Origin of the sequence: Paraburkholderia sediminicola, from assembly GCF_046027355.1 — a bacterium.
Classification (GTDB): Bacteria; Pseudomonadota; Gammaproteobacteria; order Burkholderiales; family Burkholderiaceae; genus Paraburkholderia; species Paraburkholderia sediminicola_B.
This window is the reverse complement of record NZ_JAQQEK010000014.1, coordinates 191,054-207,919: the sequence shown is the minus strand read 5'-3', so window position 1 is coordinate 207,919 and position 16,866 is coordinate 191,054. Positions and strand designations below refer to the sequence as shown.

General features: G+C 64.3%; 13 protein-coding genes. 3 read left to right on the top strand and 10 right to left on the bottom strand.

The features are described from left to right. Positions 1–91: 91 nt before the first annotated feature. Together PQR42_RS24280 and PQR42_RS24275 are read left to right on the top strand one after the other, a co-directional pair. On the top strand, positions 92–568 hold the full coding sequence (locus tag PQR42_RS24280; protein WP_408386849.1) for a YybH family protein: 477 nt from the start codon (positions 92–94) through the stop codon (positions 566–568). A 116-nt stretch (positions 569–684) separates the two neighbouring features. Continuing rightward, positions 685–1,674, top strand: a complete 990-nt coding sequence (locus PQR42_RS24275) for a M35 family metallo-endopeptidase (protein WP_408386851.1) — start codon at positions 685–687, stop codon at positions 1,672–1,674. A 230-nt stretch (positions 1,675–1,904) separates the two neighbouring features. On the opposite strand, the gene PQR42_RS24270 is transcribed toward PQR42_RS24275, so the two are convergent. After that, the gene (locus PQR42_RS24270) at positions 1,905–2,882 is read right to left on the bottom strand and encodes an SDR family NAD(P)-dependent oxidoreductase (protein WP_408387015.1); all 978 of its coding nucleotides are present in this window, start codon (positions 2,880–2,882) and stop codon (positions 1,905–1,907) included. 121 nt (positions 2,883–3,003) lie between these two features. Between PQR42_RS24270 and PQR42_RS24265 the strand changes: the two genes are divergently transcribed. Next, a complete protein-coding gene (locus PQR42_RS24265) occupies positions 3,004–3,582 on the top strand; it encodes a TetR/AcrR family transcriptional regulator (protein ID WP_408386853.1) in 579 nt (192 codons plus the stop codon). A 74-nt stretch (positions 3,583–3,656) separates the two neighbouring features. On the opposite strand, the gene PQR42_RS24260 is transcribed toward PQR42_RS24265, so the two are convergent. The 9 genes from PQR42_RS24260 to cuyB all read right to left on the bottom strand — a co-directional run bounded on the left by PQR42_RS24260 (position 3,657) and on the right by cuyB (position 16,859). Then, positions 3,657–4,520 carry a hypothetical protein gene (locus tag PQR42_RS24260; RefSeq protein WP_408386855.1) on the bottom strand — a complete coding sequence of 288 codons (864 nt, stop codon included), beginning with the start codon at positions 4,518–4,520 and terminating at the stop codon, positions 3,657–3,659. Positions 4,521–4,599: 79 nt separating this feature from the next. Next, entirely contained in the window at positions 4,600–6,402 is a 1,803-nt protein-coding gene (locus PQR42_RS24255) for a hypothetical protein (RefSeq protein WP_408386858.1), read from the bottom strand. Positions 6,403–6,517: 115 nt separating this feature from the next. Beyond that, on the bottom strand, positions 6,518–7,651 hold the full coding sequence (tssA, locus tag PQR42_RS24250; protein WP_408386860.1) for a type VI secretion system protein TssA: 1,134 nt from the start codon (positions 7,649–7,651) through the stop codon (positions 6,518–6,520). Beyond that, entirely contained in the window at positions 7,648–11,838 is a 4,191-nt protein-coding gene (locus tag PQR42_RS24245; protein WP_408386862.1) for a type VI secretion protein IcmF/TssM N-terminal domain-containing protein, read from the bottom strand. The genes tssA and PQR42_RS24245 overlap by 4 nt, the downstream gene beginning before the upstream one ends. 37 nt (positions 11,839–11,875) lie before the next feature. Beyond that, a complete protein-coding gene (locus tag PQR42_RS24240) occupies positions 11,876–12,628 on the bottom strand; it encodes a DotU family type IV/VI secretion system protein (protein ID WP_408205219.1) in 753 nt (250 codons plus the stop codon). Between the two features lie 26 nt (positions 12,629–12,654). Next, positions 12,655–13,989, bottom strand: a complete 1,335-nt coding sequence (gene tssK / locus PQR42_RS24235) for a type VI secretion system baseplate subunit TssK (RefSeq protein WP_408205220.1) — start codon at positions 13,987–13,989, stop codon at positions 12,655–12,657. Positions 13,990–14,062: 73 nt separating this feature from the next. After that, entirely contained in the window at positions 14,063–14,737 is a 675-nt protein-coding gene (locus PQR42_RS24230; RefSeq protein ID WP_408386864.1) for a hypothetical protein, read from the bottom strand. Further along, positions 14,734–16,152: a dicarboxylate/amino acid:cation symporter gene (locus tag PQR42_RS24225; protein WP_408205222.1), complete on the bottom strand. Its 1,419-nt coding sequence runs from the start codon at positions 16,150–16,152 to the stop codon at positions 14,734–14,736. The genes PQR42_RS24230 and PQR42_RS24225 overlap by 4 nt, the downstream gene beginning before the upstream one ends. Then, on the bottom strand, positions 16,149–16,859 hold the full coding sequence (gene cuyB / locus PQR42_RS24220; protein WP_408386866.1) for a cysteate racemase: 711 nt from the start codon (positions 16,857–16,859) through the stop codon (positions 16,149–16,151). Before cuyB ends, PQR42_RS24225 begins: the two co-directional genes overlap by 4 nt. Positions 16,860–16,866 lie beyond the last annotated feature (7 nt).

Here is a 16,866-nt window from a genome sequence, read left to right as displayed (position 1 = left end):
TTCACGCAATATCGGCAGCGCGCTGCGGTTCTTGAGGGGAGGGTTGTTATTTTTTGAGTGGAAGCGGATTCTGTCGATTTGGAGAATGTCCATGCTCAGAAAGCTGCTTGCGATTCTTGCGGTGTTAGCGGGCGTTGTCATGGCGGCTCCGGCTCGCGCTGACGCAGGTTCCGACAAGGCCGCCATCACGGAACGGCTGCGAGGTTGGGCAGACGCATTCAACGCCCGCAATGCAGCGGGCGTCTGCGATGTGTTCGCGCCTGACCTGCTTTCAACCGTTCCTGAAGTACTCGATGGTAACCGGGATGCGCTCTGCACGAAGCTCGCCGCGCTGCTGGCGAAGTCTGAGTTGAGTCTTCACTACGATAGCCCGGACATCCGCGAGATCATCGTTTCCGGGGATATCGCCGTAGTACGATTGTTCTGGACGCTGACAGCCCGCAAGGGTACTGAGCAAAGCGTGACTCATGAGGCAGGGATGGATATTTTCAAGCGGCAACCGGATGGCAGGTGGTCCATCGCCCGGTTCATGTCGTTTAGCACGACGCCGAATAGTGTTCTCCAGTGAGCGGTCGGCTGGTGGTGCCGACAACTATCTTGACAACCGGCATTAGGAGACCCACCGCCGCCGGAAGGCAATACCGACTCATCAAGCCAGCCAATACAAACAAAGGAGTTTCGCTGATGGCTATCATGTCGTACGAGGAGTGGAAGCGCCGCACCAGCCTGGCACTGAAACCGAGAAGCAAGCCGCTCAAGTTTCTCGATGCCTGCCTGAAGGAATATGACAAGAATCGCGGCTCGCGTCCCTATTTCGACGCAATCGTGGTCGCCTACCAGGCGTGGGCGGCAACCAAGGCCAATGCAGAAGGCAGCGAACGCAATGCAAAGGGGGCGGTCAGCGACCTGCTGGCTCAACTCGTCGAATTCCGCGACCGGCACATGCCATTCGCGCATCGCAGCAGTGCACCGCCGCGGCCCAACGCGCTCCTGCTCGACATCAAGGAGGGCGCCAAGCTGCTTGGCGAGGGCAATCTCAGGCCGCAAATCAAGGTGAACATTCCGGTCGGCATCAAGGATATCGGACGTGGCACAGTGATCTGGGAGGAATTCGACGACACGCAACTGCCCAAAGCCCGCCAAGGTTGGGCCGATGCCTTCGAATGCGCGGAGAAGGCCGTCGCTGCCATCGCGACGGTAGACGGCAATGCCGCCGAAGAGCAGCGCTTCCAGCGTTGGTTCGGCGCACCCACCCCGCAGGCGGTGGCCACGGTCAAGCAGGGGCTGCGGCAGATGTTGGATGCATTCAGCTCAAGCCCGGTGACGATCGTGCTGCGCGAAGATGTGACCGTCCACATCGTCAATGGCAACGATCCGTTCGACGAGATGGAGCAAGGCTTCAAAGGCGACGGCGTGTATGGCTATGTCTGGAACCATCATGCCGGCAGTGGCTATCGCATCATCATGGGCAAGTGGTTCCTCGCCGACCCTGATCCGCTCGAAGGGGCCGCACAGACCATCTACCATGAGCTCACGCATAAGGTGCTGAAGACCCAGGACCACGTCTACGGCAAGATCAAGTGCCGCGGTCTCTCCGCGACGAACCAGGCGCATGCGTTGACCAACGCCGACAGCTGGGCCTTCTACGCGCTCAGTTTCATGAAGAACATCTGAGTGCCCGTTTGAAGATTGCGTCTGAATGAATGCCTTGAAAAAGCGTTGGCCGGACCTGAGGGATTCCATTGCGGATCGCGCCTTGACCGGCTGACTATCTCTCACGCCCGCGCCGGGCAAGCGCTGCCGCTACTCCAGTTCCCGGTCCAGCATCAACGCTATGTCCTGCAGCGTGCGAGAGCGAACTAGTGGTGTTGGAGAACCGCCGCAATGGCGTTCGACGCGTCGTGTCAAAACGATTCACCAACCATTTCTTCACTCTTGCGCCAAAGCGCGTCAGCGTTGACAGCATCGAGCGCATAGCGTCGAACACCTTCGCTGACGGGCGTGATGACAACATCGTCGGCGACGGCTTCGCTCACATGACAGTTCTCGCAGTACCTGCCTCCGACCTCTTCGGCCGACGCCACCACCGCGGCCCAGACCGAAGTCGCCGCCCCTTGTGGAACAGTCTTGAACTGAAACGGTCCTTTCCCTTCTGATGCAAGTTGAGTGTTGATCCTTTCGAGCAGCGCCGTCATCTGACTTTCGTCCATATGACGGGCGAGTTCCGTTTGAATCCCGCCCGGATGAACCGCGGCTGCGCGCACTCCACGCGCCCGATGTCGCTGATCGAAAGCCACCGCAAAGAGGATATTCGCCGTCTTGGCGCGCCCGTATGCAACGAACGGATCGTAAGGCGTACGCTCGAAGCCGGGGTCGTCGAGATCCACATCCGCGAAACGGTGCCCCGACGACGCGAGCATCACCACCCGGCCGCCAGCCGGAATCAGCGACGCCAGACGGTTCACGAGCACGAAATGCCCCAGATGATTCGTGCCGAACTGCGTCTCGAATCCGTCCGTTGTCTTGCCAAAGGGAGTCGCCATCACGCCCGCGTTCGCGATGATGACGTCGATGGGTTTGCCGTCTTCTTGCAGCCTGTCGGCGCAAGCCCGAACACTCTCGAGGCTCGCGAGATCGAGTGCAATCAACTCAATGTCGCCGCCTGCCGCAGCGGCCTCGCGCCGCGCGTCGGCAATCGCCTGCTTTGCCTTTTCCAGGTCTCTGGCCGCGCCGATAACGGTGGCCCCGCGTGCTGCGAGCGCCCGCGCAGTCTCCACGCCCAGTCCCGCGGACACGCCCGTTACAAGAATTCGCTTGCCGTGAAGATCGACGCCCGCGAGCACGTCGTCCGTTGTCGAGGTCGCACCAAATTTCTCAGTCATTTCCGCCGCTCCAGCACAATGAAGGTTGACGCCATTCCCAGCCCGGGATAAAACGGAGTTTCCCTCCGTTTTTACGATACTAAACGGAGTCACCCTCCGCTTGCAAGCCTTCAACGAATAAATGAACGATTCGACGCCAAAAGAACGAAAACCTAGAGCCGACGCGCTGCGCAATCGCGAGCGCATTCTTGAGGAAGCGAAAACGGCGTTCACGCGCGCCGCAGGCGAAATCAGCATGGAGGACGTCGCCCGCCAGGCGGGAGTCGGCGTAGGCACGCTGTACCGGCATTTTCCGACACGCGAGGCACTGCTGGAGAGTGTCTACCGTGCCGAGGTCGCGAAACTCGCGGAGGAAGAGCGAAGACTGTCCGATTCACTGCCACCACTCGATGCATTGCGAGCCTGGATGCTGCTCTTCATCGACTACATCGCTACCAAGAAGATCATCGCGCCAGCATTGAATTCGATCATCGGAGGGCCGACGAAGCTATTCGAATCGTCCGGCGCGCAGATCAAGGACGCAATCCAGTCGCTCGTAATGCGCGCTATCGCGAGTGGGGATATTCGCCCTGATCTCGAGCCACTGGATCTGCTTCGCGCGCTCGTCGGCGTTTCCAATGTCGCGTCGGCTCCGGACTGGCAGCAAAGTGCAAAGAGGCTGGTCGATATACTTTTGCTTGGATCCAGGCTCTCCGACTAGTTTCAACAGCCAACCCGGCCGCGTTCCGCGCATCGCAACTCTGTCACCCGAATCGAACCAGAACCGTTCTAGCCCTACACGACATATCCAAGACACCGGTCCAGAAGAGCAAGGAAACCTTCCACCTTTGCCACCATGAACTTCACCTCGACCTTGCGCAGTGCAGGATCCTGCGACGACGCCCAGGCGGGTGGTTTGTCCAACTCCGCGCGGATCGACACCACCCGTTTTCTTGCCTCGTTCGTGACCTGCTGGCTCCACGCCTTCTCGCGTTGGGCCGCGCTTTTGTATCCTTTCTCGCGTACAACGAGCAATTCGGTTTCCCGCGTAATAGCGCCGAGTTCCGTTTCGATAGGCCCATGAAATCGCATGAGAAGCGCCGCAAGATCCTCGAAATCCGTTCGGATCTTGTCTGGCGTGCTCAGGCTTCGTTGAGCAAAGACGAAGACCTTATCGAGCGCAAGCTGGGTTGCGTCCAGAGGCTGTAAAAACAGAGCGGGGCCGACGTTGGCCTCCCATCGAACGGTTTCCCGATATAGACCGGCCGCGGTCAGGCTGATTTCGATTCCAACTTCCGCAATCGTTTGCTCGCTCAACTTTGCTGTCGGCCGCTTGACCCGAAAGTCCGAGAGCCGGTCGACCACAGTCAGCCGAAGTACGTACGGCAGTTGTTTCTTCGCATGAAGGTTGTCACGAACGATTCGGTAGCCAAGCTCGTTCAGCCCGCTCACTATTTTGGCGATGATCCTGCCGCGGCGGGCGTCGTCTTTCCAGCGTTCCTTAAGGCGCAGGCCCATTTTGAAGTCAAGGTCCTTGACTGGGCGCGGGCCGCCCCACACCGTCGCCCCACCGCCGCCACCGAGGTAGATGTCGTATCCAAGCCTGGCGAGGATCGAGTTGAACGCCTGGGCTGCACTGAACTTGAGTTTCTGCGTCACCGTTTCAGCCTCTCCTGTCAATGGTTGAAATCACGTGACGGCCGGCGCCATGAATCGGCGCCGCCCGTTTCAGCTCGGGTCAGGTCAGCGGGTTATGCGGGTCATTCGTGAGATGCGTCCACGTGCCGCCCTGCCCGAATATATTGGTGCCAACGCGATGATGTTTCGCACCGTAGCATTTGGTGCCGGCGTGGCGGCAGTTCTGATGACCATCGTCCTCGCGAAGCCATTCCGACACGCTCTGCTCCATCTTTTGCCAGAGATCGTGTTCTTTTTCGCTCCAGTCGTAGCACTGTTTGCACAGCACATCGACGATACCGACGCAGGGGCCGGCATAACGGCTCACCTTCTCCATCTGAGCGATGATTTCCGCGGTCTTGGTGGCGAACGCCATGGCGTCGTTGCACGATTTGATTTCCTGCGGCGACTCGTCGAGCGCCTTCAGCGCTTCGGCCGCCTTCTTGAAGTGCAGCATCAGCTTGGGCAAGAGTTTCTCGATCCCGGCGCCCGCTTCCCGAATCTCGTTCGTGGCGTGCGCGTCCACCAGTGCGTGATCCAGCAGGCTGGAACGGATGGGAATGCCCTCCGCGCCCTTCAGCAAATTGAGGCCGATCTTGTCGCCCGCCAGCACCGCCGTGGAGACGCTGCCGGAAACGGCGCTCGCGCCGATCTTGGTCAACGCGCTCGCATCGCCGATGAACGGCATGAAGATCGAGCCCACCGAGAGCATTTCGCTCAGCAATGCACCCGCTTTCTCGCTGCCTGTATTGCGCGTGTACCAATGCCCGGCCCGCCGTGTTGCGCGTGAGAAATAACCCGGGCGGTCCACCTGACGCCACACGGTATCGAGCATTGCATCGAGACGGCGTCTATGCATGTTGTCGACGACCGACACGCCACCGGCCCTCGCGCGGGTCGTGACGGGCCGCTCCGCGCTGTAGTTCCAGGTTGCACCGCTGGAAGCATGCATGCCCGCGACGATTTTGTCGCGGGCCGCAATCATGCCCTCGAGCAGCGTGCTGATCTGCACCGCGCCTGGCGAGCCGGGCGCCGGCGCGACAGCGGCGAATGCGGGCGGCATAGCGGAACTCGCCTCCGCATGCCGCTTGGCGGGCATCGCCGCCGCGCCGCGTCTGACCGTCAACCCGCTGAACGGCGCGTAGCAAACGTCGTTACGGCCACCGCCGGGACAGCAGCTATGCTCGCCATGTTTTTCGAACCAGGTTTGCAACGCAGCGCTGATCTTCGCCTCGGCCGTCCCCCATTGCTCGGTCAGCTTCTTGTATTCACCGAGATAGAAAATCAGCAGATCGAGCACGGGCAGCGTGTAGTTGCGCACCTTGTCGCCGTGGTGAATGAAGCGCGACAACGCCTTGACGTAGTTGATCGCTTCCTCGCAATTGATGAACTCCGGCACCGCCGCGGTCTCCACTTCCTTCACGATGGTGCGCATCATGGTGAAGTGATCGACCGCCCTGCGCAGCGAGTCGCTCGCCTCGACCGTCAGGAACGCGCCGAGGTCCTTGCCGGCGGCCGCCGTCGCAGCCGGATAGCGTTGCAGCCAGTTGCGATTCACGCGTCGCTCGTTCGCGCCGATACTTTCGATGGCGTTCTTGATCGCATAGCTGCCCGCCGCGATACCGATCAACACCGGAATCGCAATGCCGCCGGTCGCGACGCCGGCAATCGCCACGCCCACCGTGATGGCTACGCCCACACCCAGGCTGACCTGGCTTTCGGTCTGCCAGGTCGCGACGAACGTTCTGGCCTGGTTGGACAGATAGTGCTTGGTGAGGCCCGTATGCGCCTTGGAAACAGATTCGAAGGCGTCGTGCATCATCATCCTCGCCGATCGCGTGGCGACTTCTTTTGAGTGAGGCATGACAATTCCTGAATAAACGGCGTATTGAATGAAGAAGAATGAAAACCCGTCCGCAACCGGCGGCCTGCCCGGCGGCATTCGCGCGACTAGGCGCGCCTTGCTCAACCGGCCAATGTCACGGCAGCCCAAGCATGGCGAGATAGCGGCTCAGATCGCCTTCCTGATGCACGACCTCGCGCAACAGATCGGGCAACGGCATGCCGCCCCACGCCACCGCGCGACGCAGCAGATAAGGCGTCGGGCTGTGCGGTTCATGCTTCGACAGATAGTCCGCGACGTCCTGCAACAGCCGGTAGGCGTGAGCGCGATCCCGGATCGGACCGTGCGCAACAGCAGGCGCCGCGGAAGCGAGCCGGGCATCGTCCCCGGACGCGTGCGGGGTGTGAAGATCGCCATCATGCGTATCGCTGAAGCCGGACGCGCTTTGAGCCGATTGATCTTCACCGGCCTGCGCGGCGTCGCCGAAATGAGCCGACCCGGTCTGACGATCGCCTCGCAGCGACCGCGCCGCCCGTTGTAAGTCCATGAGTGCCTCCATGACACGCGAAAAACCCGGCGCGTCGGGACCCAGACGCTCGTCGAGACTGCGCTCCAGCGTCGCGGTGATGTCGAGCGCCGCGCCGACGCACTCCTCCAGCCGCAACAGATCGGCGAGGTTGCTGCCCTTATCGACCTCGCCATCCAGAAACTCGCGCGTGAGACCCTCGTCGCGCTCCAAAGGACGTCCCGTGATACGCGACCAGTCGTCCAGATTGATCGACGACGGCTCGATGCTCAGACTCAGAAGCGGGATTTGCAGCCGCAACACCAGCGCGAGCGTGTGGTTGATCCACACGAACGGCGCAATCCGCGCGTCGGCATCGCCGTCTTCGAGTTGCGGATAGCCGTGCTCCCAGAACTGCCCGGCGAGCGCATGCATAAGCCGCATGCCGTCCACGAAACCTTCCATGCGGCGTTGATGCGTCCACGCCTCGCACAGCCACGCCGCGAGCTGGAAGTCCTTGCTGCGCGTGCGCAGCGCGTCGCTCGTGAGCGTCGCTACGGTTCTCCAGTCGGCTTTGGTTAGCGGACGCTCCCACTCGCGCATCGGCAGCGAGGGATCGTCCTGACGCCGCGCGTCGCGGATCTGCTGGTAGACGGGATCGTTGCGCAGCGAAGTGCCCACGCCGTCGCCATGATCGAGCGGCGTGAGCAAGGCGTCGAAGCCGGCGCTGGCCGGCGCGCGATCCAACACAAGGGATGCGTTCATAGCGAGGTCCATTCAGGCGCACGGGTCGGAAAACTGGCGGGCCACGGCAGCGCGATTTTCTTACCTGTCGGGCTCAGCACGAGCCGCACGAAAACCTGGCCGCGCGCCTGCTTCGGCAATAGCGCTTCATCGGCGACATTCACCACGCCGAGCGGAAACTCGAACTTCAGCAGCTGCGAGGTGTTGCCGCCGCGCGCGCCCACATCGGCCATCCGCTGCCGGGCGATGAAAGACATCAGCGCCCACGGATCGCTGAACTGCCAGGTCAGCGTGCGGCCGTCAGTCGAATAGGCGCGCTGCTGCGGATCGCTGGCCGCCTGCAGCGGCGAATCCTTGGCGAAGCGCAGCGAGAGCGAGACCGGCATGCCGTATTCCCAATGCAACGGATGCTGCGCGTCATGCAGGGAAACGCTCTGTTCGCCCACCTTCAAGGTCCAGTCGATCACCTGATTCGCGGCGATTTCGCCGCTGCGGTTGGCGCGAAAATCGACGCTCACGTCCAGTCCCGCCGGCGCACCGTCCGTGGCCGGATACAGCGGCGAGAGCAACGCATCGACCTGGTCGAAGTTGTCGACGAACTGGCGAATCGGCGCGTTGCCGCCTACCACCCGCTCGCCCGCGCCATTGCGCGCCTGCTGGAACACATGCGAGACACGTTCGTAATGGCGCAGCGCCTGGCCCACTTCGTTGAAGTCGGCGGTGCCGACATCAGCCGTCGTACCGCGCGCCGGCACGCCGAACGGCGCATGTCCGCCCACGCCCTGGTTGAACGCGCTGGCAAAGCCGGCCCATTGCTGACTCAGGTCCGCGACATAGCCCTGACCACAGCGCGAGAGCAGCGCATCGTACAGACGCGCATGCAGTGTGCTGAAGTAGTCGCCGGACGCGAGCCCCGACGGCCGTGCCGGGAAACGGCCGAGACAGTCGCCCGCGCCAGGATCGGCCGCCACCGTCTGCACGAACTGCTCGAGCGCGAACAGGCTGCTATTCGGATTCTTCAACTGATAACGGTCGAGGTCGCGCACGATCGCCTGCCAGCGCATCGCGAGCGGCGAACCGGTATCGCCCGGGCCGAGCGCGGCGAGATACACCGAGGCCTGACGGCCGAGCGCAATGGCGCGCGTCGCCTGCTGATCGAGATACGCGCCGAGCGAGCCCGCGTCGTTGATGCCAAACGCCGCCAGCATCGTCGTGCGCGCACCGCTCACGGCGAGCGGCGCGGGCCGCGTCGAATACAGTTCCGAGCGCGCCAACGCATCGTCGACGAGCCGTAGATGCGCGAGTGCGTCGCGCGACACGAGCGTGTCCAGTTCGTCGAGTTGCGTGCTGGCGCCCATGTCGGCGAGCGCGGCGCGAATCTTGACGAGCCGCAGGCGCGCGGCCTCGAACGCGGCACTGTCGCCTTCGCCCTGCGCGGGCGCCACCGCGGCGGCCGCGGCGACCTGATCCGAGATCAGCCGCGCGAACTGCACGTCGAGCGCCTGCTCGACGGCCGGCTGCACCGCTTCGGGCAGGCTCGCCAGACCGTCGCCGAGGAAACGCTTGCGCACGTCGCCGAGCGCGAGCGCCTGATCGAGTTGCGCGCGATCCCAGGCGACGATCGAACCGTCCGGCACTTCCGGCAGATTCAGGTTACGCGGCGCGACCATGAACGGCTGGTTGAGCAGTTTGCCGAGTCCGTCGCGCAGCGCGATGCGCTCGGGCGCGACTTCGTAGCGCGCGCCTTTATCGGCCCACACGATGCCACTGTCGGGACCGCCGAAGCTCAACGTCATCTGGCTTCTGAACGCCTGGTAGCCGCTAGCCGAGCGTTCGCGCGTACGGCCGACGAGGTCCGGGCCGAGCAGGCGGTTCTGCGCCGCGCGTGCAAAAGTGCGTTCGTAGACCGAGCCTGGCGCGAACTGCGTCTGGCGCATCCATGCACCCTTGCCGGTGGCGAGCAGATCCTGCTCCGTACCGATGCCCGCGGCGATCGCGCGGTAATTGCCGGTGACCTTGGCAAAATCCGCCGTGCCCGCGTCCGCCACGGAGAGGGTGTTCAGATGCGAACTCACCGATTGCGCGGCGGCCAGCAGCGGATTGGACGTGAACAGCGCGTCGTCGACCTGTTGCGCGCCTTTGTCGAAAGAACAACGCAACGCTTGCTGCACGGTCGGCAGGCCGATGCCGCCGGTGCCGTCGGTGGCATACGCGCCGCCGTGACGTGCGTTGCGATAGAAATACGGCAGGCTCGCCGCCACGTTGCCTTGCAGTTCGGTGCCGAACGCGTAGCGCACCGCGAGCCGCAATGCGTCGGCGTTGTCCGGCGAAGGCTGTTGCAAACGCTCCATCGCCTGCAGCGCGGCATCGAGCTGATCCACCGAGCCGACATAGCGCTGCAGCGCTCGCATCGACGGCTGGTCTTCGGGCGCGAGGCTCGCCGCCAACGGCGTGTCCGCGCCAAGCATCTGCGGGGCCGCGCAATCGTCGCCGACAATCAGTTGCCCCGTGCCGGGATCACGTGCGACGCCCGTCAACTGCCCGACATGCGCGAGCATTTCGCGCTCGAGCGCCGTCACCGCGATGCCACCGAATTCACGCTCGAAGCGTTCGCGCACGCGCTCGTTCAGATCGTCGACGATGCTCCACGAGCCGGGCATGAACACCGTCCACGCGGTGCCGGTTTGCAGCCGGTCGTTCAGACCGATCAGCGCGAGCGCCTTGCGGCGATACCAGTCAGCGGGCAATTGCACGCCGCCCTGCTCGGCCGCCGCGCGCTCCTGGCCGTCCTTGCTCAATTCGCCGAGCGCCGTGACGAGCGCGGCATTCCGATGACTGAGCTGAACCGTCGCCACTACCAGACCGAGTCCCCAGCCGCCGAGCAGTACGATGCCGCCCCAGCGCAACGCGCGATGCAGCACCGGACGCGTGAGATGCTGCGAGCGCGAAGGACGCGTCAGTCCGTATTCGAGGAAAATCTTCTTGTCGAATAGATCCCGCAGGAAGGCCGGGCGCAGCATCAGATCGTTCACGCTGCGGCCGGCGTCGTAGCCTTGTGCGCCGCCGTCGCCAGACGCCTCGCGAGCGACCACCAGCGCCGTGCCGCCCTCGCCTTCCATGGCTGCGTCCGAGCCGACGAGCGCGGGTTCCGCGCCACGCCCATAGGCGTCGGGTTCGCCATTCAGATAGTCGAGCGCCGGCGCGGCCACGCTGCGCTGCGCCAGTTCGCTGCTGTCGCCCGTCAGATAAATGCCGCGGAAAAAGAACGGCTCGTGATAGGCGCTCGGGCGCAGCAACTCGTCGATATAGAGCTGCAATTGCGCGCGCATCGCGTCGATGCGCGCCGGTAGCAGCAGACATTCGCGCGCGTCGAGATCGCCGGTGTCGAGCGTAAACAGTTCGGCGCTCGCGTCGGAGACCGCGCGTTCGATGCTGCCCAATGCCGTATCCACCCAATCCGACTGGTAGGTAACCGAAAGATCGAACGGCGAGGACCAGCCGAGCATGCTCGCGCGCAACGGCTCCGGCAACGCGCGGGCAAAACTCGCGAAACCGGTGAGCGCCTCGCAGCCGGTCACGACGACATACACCGCAAAGCGCATCGCAAAGCGGTTCTGCGCGAGCCACAGCCGGCGGTGCGCGAGCTTCGCGTGGCGCACGAGTTCGAGCTGGGCGTCGGTGTTGTCGGCGAGCAGCATGGCGGCCGGCACGGTGATCACGACTGAATCGAACGGCCGCTGCGGCCGGTAGTTGCGGCACAGACTGAGGAACTCGTCCCACGGCTTTTCGTCGCCCTCTTCATCCGGCGAGCCGAGGTAGGCCGCCTTGATGTCGACGACAATGCCACGATCGAAGAACTGCCACGAGATGCCTTGCGTCGCCGCGGGACTCGCGGCTTCCGCACTCAGCACGCTCGCCACGCCCGACTGCGCGATCGGCAAAGGCCGTGGGTCTTCGCCTTCGTTGAGCACCAGCACCCAGGGAATGTTGTAGCGCTCGGCGCGCGACGCGATATTGCCCTCGACCAGTTCGACCGCCTGGCGAAACGCATTGCGCAGCGAGTCGGCCCGCAGACGCACGATCTTGCGCTCCGCTTGCGGCTTGGCCTGCGCGCCATGCAGCGCGAAATACACCACCACGCCGAGCACCGCGCACACCACGATGATCAACAGCGCGAGCGACAATAAAAACAGATTGCTGGTCAGCATGCGCACACTCCCGCCGGCAACGAACGATTCGCGTGCGTCATGAACTCACTCCCGTCACCGCGTCGCCATGCAGTGCCGCGCGCACCGGCCACGACTGCCACAACCACAACATCTCCGAAATCGCCAGCAGCGCGGCAAGCGCGAGCAGGCCAATCACGGTCCAGCGGCTCACCGACGGCAGCTTGCGCGGCGCGATGTGTGAAATCGTATTGCCGTAGGCGGCATCCGCCAGCACGCGGTCGCGGCCGCCGAGATCGGCGCGCCGTTGATAGACGAACTCGTACAACTCTTCGCGATAGCTGCGCAGTCGCGCGGCGCCGTCCGCGCCACGAAAACGGCCCTGAAAACCCATGGCGAGCGCGAATAGGCAGATGCGCGCGACATCGCGGCGCGACGGTTCGCGATCGGACAGCAGTTGCTCGATCTTGCGAAACACGAGATCGCCCGCCACGTTGGTGCGAAACAGCGTCGATTCGAGCAGATAGGCCGTCCACCGTTCGCGGCCGGTCCACGGCGTGTTGAGGAGGATCTCATCGGCGAGCACTGCTTTCAGGTAACGCGCGTCCGCGAGATTCTCCATGTCGAAGCGCGTGCTGTCGCGATGCGACTGCAAGGTCTGCACTTCCAGCAGATTCAGCAAATGCCGGCTCATGCCTTGCGCGGCAAGTTCCCCATCCGCCTCGGGCGCTTCCGAGAAGCGCTTCTGCGCTTTCGCGAGCTCGTCGAGAAAGACGCGGAACTGCGTGACCACCAGGTCGTTTTCTTCAGATTCGATTCGATTGCGTGCCATGCCCGCCTACCTTTATTCCTCGACCATCAGCCCTTGACGAACAGCAGCATTTCCTGCGGCCGCTGCGCGCTCGCGCCTTCATTGGGATTGCTGATGACAAGCGTTTCGCTGGCGACCACGAGAGCCGGGTCGGCCTGAATCTCGAACAACAGATAACCAGAGCCGGAGCGGATGCCCAACTCTTCCGCGTAGTCGACCGCACGCCGCATCGCGCCCAGCACACGGCGGCTGCGCAGCGACGCATAGACCGACTGCGAACCGACCACCGCGCCGTCCATCCATGCGAGCAAATCGCGGTCCGACTGCCCGCGCAGGCCGACCACCACGCGCTCGCCGAGCCATTCCGGGTTCAGCGCGATCTCGAAGGCGTCGTGACGGAATTCGAACTTGTGCTCGCGATACCCTTCCGCGACTTCGGAAACCGCGTCGCGCAAGGTGCGTAACAACGGCGTGAAGACCGTCAGCGGATCACCGTGGTCGTAGTCGGGCGGCACCGGCGGCAGGCCGCCCGGCACCAGCATGCTCAGCGTTCCGCTCAGCGACGCGAGCGCGTGATACAGCGCCAGCGGATGCAGATGCGGCGTGCGCAACACGGCTTCGGCAAACGGCAGCGCGGCGAGCAGGCTGCGCAGCCGGTCTTTCAGTTCGAGTTGCGTCAGCCGGTCGTCGACCTTCGACGAAGGATTCGCCGTCTGACGCGCGACGAAAGCCGCCTTGCCGCGCAACTGGCCGAGCAGCGCGGACACGTTGGCCCACAGCGGCGTGTCGCGCGAGACTTCGATCAGCGGCGGCAAACGCTCGGCCAGACGCACCACTTCATTGTCGCGGTACACGGTGCCAAGACGCAGCGACACCATCCTCGCGGGCGGCAACTCGCCCGCGCTCAGCACGAGGTTTGGCAGCAGACGCGGCACGTCGGCAGGTGGCGCTTCCGAGACTTCGTCTTCCACGGGGGCGCCGAGCGTCGAGCGGAAGCGGCGCGCTTCGCCGTCGCGCCGCATCGACGCCGTAACCGGCAACGTGACGTAGAAATCGACCGGCCCTTTGGCCAGTGCTTCGACATACGGTTCGAGCGACAGATCGAGGCGTCCGTGCTGGCTGGCATCGGCGGAGTACGATACAGCCGTGCCGTCGGGCATGATCGCGTCGAGCGCGAGCACGCGCACCGTGCCGGCGGGCAGCAGCCCCGCATCCAGCACGAGGCGGCGCACACCCCAGCTGAACGGCGCCGCGGCCAGCGTCTGCCACGCGACGAGCGAATCGACCCGCGCGCTCATCAACTGAAAGTGCTGCGGCGAGAGCAGCATGCCCTCATGCCACTCGACACGGTCGACAACCGGCATCACACGATCGGACATCATGCGTGCTCCGGTGCTCTGCCGCGGGCATACACCGGCGCGGATTGGATTGAATTCATGGCGAGTCCAAACGCTGTCATTTCACAGCGGATACGGAAAATGTGTGGTTATCCAGTTGCACGGCGACGGCGCCGTTCAACGGCTCGATCCGCACGCGATGCGCGCCCGGATCCGCATAATTGGCAAACAGAAACGCGGCGAGCACCCGCGGCCGGCCGAAGACATCGCTCGGCACGTCGATCCGCTGACCGGGCACCAGCTCCCAACTCTTGTACTGGACCGATTTCGGGAACGTGCTCGCCAGATCGGCGCGCGCCGCGAACCATTTCGAAGCCGGCAATTCGGCGACCCTCGCGAGCAAGGCGTCGTCGGTGACGAACACCACGTCGACCGCGACGGGGCTGTTGTTGTTGACGTCGTCGGTTGCGACGAGGGTCAGGCGATCCCAGCTCACCTTGTCGCCCTTGCCGCCGAACATCGCGCAGCCGCTCACGAGAGCCATCACGCAACACGCGAGCAACGCGAAGCGCAGGCGCCGCGCGATGCGAGGAATGCCGGCAAGCCATGCGAATTGCGCAACGCGCGCGGCGCGAGCGGCGCGAGCGGCGTTGGGCATATCCGCCACACGCTCTGCCGCGACACCCGGTGCGCAAGCCGCATCGACCGCGTGCGCCACGCGCTTTGCCGCCACGCCTGCCGCCTCGCCCAGCCCGCGTGCGTTGCCGTTCAGAACCGCTCGCCCCTTCGTCATTTCGCTCCTACTCCCACACCCATCAGGACAATCAGCGACGCCGCGAGCAACACGCAGCCCGTCGCCAGCGCGAGTTGCCCGCGCGTGAATGCAAAGCGCAGCACCGCCGCGCCTTCCTGCTGCACGCCGATTTCGACGAACGGCGTGCGCTCGGCCGGCAACCCCGCCGACACCAGTGCGACCACCGTGCAGACCGACAGCAGGCTCAGCAGATTGCGCGGCCCCTCGCAGATCAGATCGACGGCGATCAGCAACACGCCCGCCGCCTCGACCGGCAATTGCAGCATCGACAACACCATGCCGACGTAACCGATCCCCGCCACCCCGCTGCGTCCCGCCGACACGAACGCGGCCACCGTGGCCGCCGCGCCGGTCAGCACCAGTTCGCCGACGCCGAGCGGCCGCTCGTACAGATTCGCGATGAAGACGGTGGCGAGCGCGAAATACAGTGCCGAGCCTGCGCGCACGAACACGCTGCCGAACGGCACCACGAGTTCCGCGACGCCGCGGCTGAAACCCAGCCGAGTGCTCATCGCCTCGATCGCGTGCGGAATCGGCGCGGTGGCGCTGCCCGACATCAGACCCACGAGTACCGACGGCTTGAGCGCCGAAATCACACGGCCCAGCGGCTCGCGCGTGCGCGCCGCGATCACGAGCACGGCGGCGCCGCACAGCAGCACCGCGCATAGAACAAAACTGAGCAGGAAACCGCTCATCGCATCGAGCGTCGCGTGCTCGGTCTGCGCGGCGATATGCGCGGCCGTGCCGAATGCGAGCACCGGCAGCAGCAGGTTGGCGTATTCGATCAGGTTCTCGAGGGTTCGGTAGATGCCTTCGAATACGCTGTGCAGCACCCGCGTCTGCTCGCTCGATAGTGCGGCGAACGCCATGCCGAACAGGATCGTGCCGGTGAGAATGCCGAGCGCGTGCCCGCCGGCCAGCACGCGATAGAAGTTGTCCGGAATCACGTCACGCAACGCGAGCGCACCCGCCGCGACGCTCGCGGGATCGCTGCCGAACAGTTTCATGCGCATGTCTTCGGCGTCGCTCGCGCTTTGCAGCACGAGCTGACCGAGCTGCCGGTGCGCCGCGTCGGACAGATGCAGACCGGGCGCGGCCACCAGACCCACCAGCGCGCCGCCCGCCGCGCACACGACGACGATGCCCACCGCGAGCGCCAGCATCGTGCCGATCCGCAAGCCCGGGTGCGACAGCAGCATCAACTGGCGCAACCCGAAGAACATCGCCACCATCAGCAGCGGCACGGCCGCCATGTTGACCAGCGCGAGATAGATTTGCCCGACGAAAAACGCAAAGCCGCCAACCGGCGCCACGAATGCCCCTGCCAGGCCGCCGAGCACGAGGCACAGCAGCAGCACCAGCGTGCTGTTCGAGAGCCGCTTGAGCCTGTTCATGAGCGCATGTTCCAGCCACGCTCCATGCCGTACGACACCGTGACGCGCGCCAGTTCGAGCGTGCTGTCGATCAGCGTCATGGGCGGCGTCGCGATGCGGCGGGCGGCGAGCGGAATTTCCGTGCAGCCCATCACCGCGGCTTCGGCGCCGCGCGCGGCGAACTCGGCCAGCGCCGCCGCAAGTTCGGCCGCCGACGCGTCGAGGTCGCCTGCCTTGACGGCGTCGATACAGGCGTCGATATGTTGCTGGGTTTGTCCGCTGGGCACGAGTGGCTCGATGTCATGGCGCTCGAGGATCTTCTGATACAGGCCTGCCGCCAGCGTGCCCCCCGTCGCCAGCACTGCGGCGCGGCGCGTGCCGCGTGCGATCGCGGCGACGCAGGCTTCCGCGATATGCAGAACCGGCGCACGGCTGCGCGCCTGGATCGCGTCGTACCAGTAGTGGGCCGAATTGCACGGAATGGCGATCAGATCGACTTCGTTGCGATTGAGCATGTCGATGCCGGCCAGCAGCGCGGGCAGCGGATCCTCGCCGATGCGCAGCATGCCCTTCGACCGATCGGGAATATGCGGCAGATTCGCGATCAGGAGCGGCAAGTGTTCCTGGTCGCAGGTCGCGCCCGCCGCACTGGTGAGCTGGATCACACGTTCGAAGAAGTCGACCGTTGCAAGCGGGCCCATGCCCCCGAGAATGCCAATCAGCGCCATGTCGAAT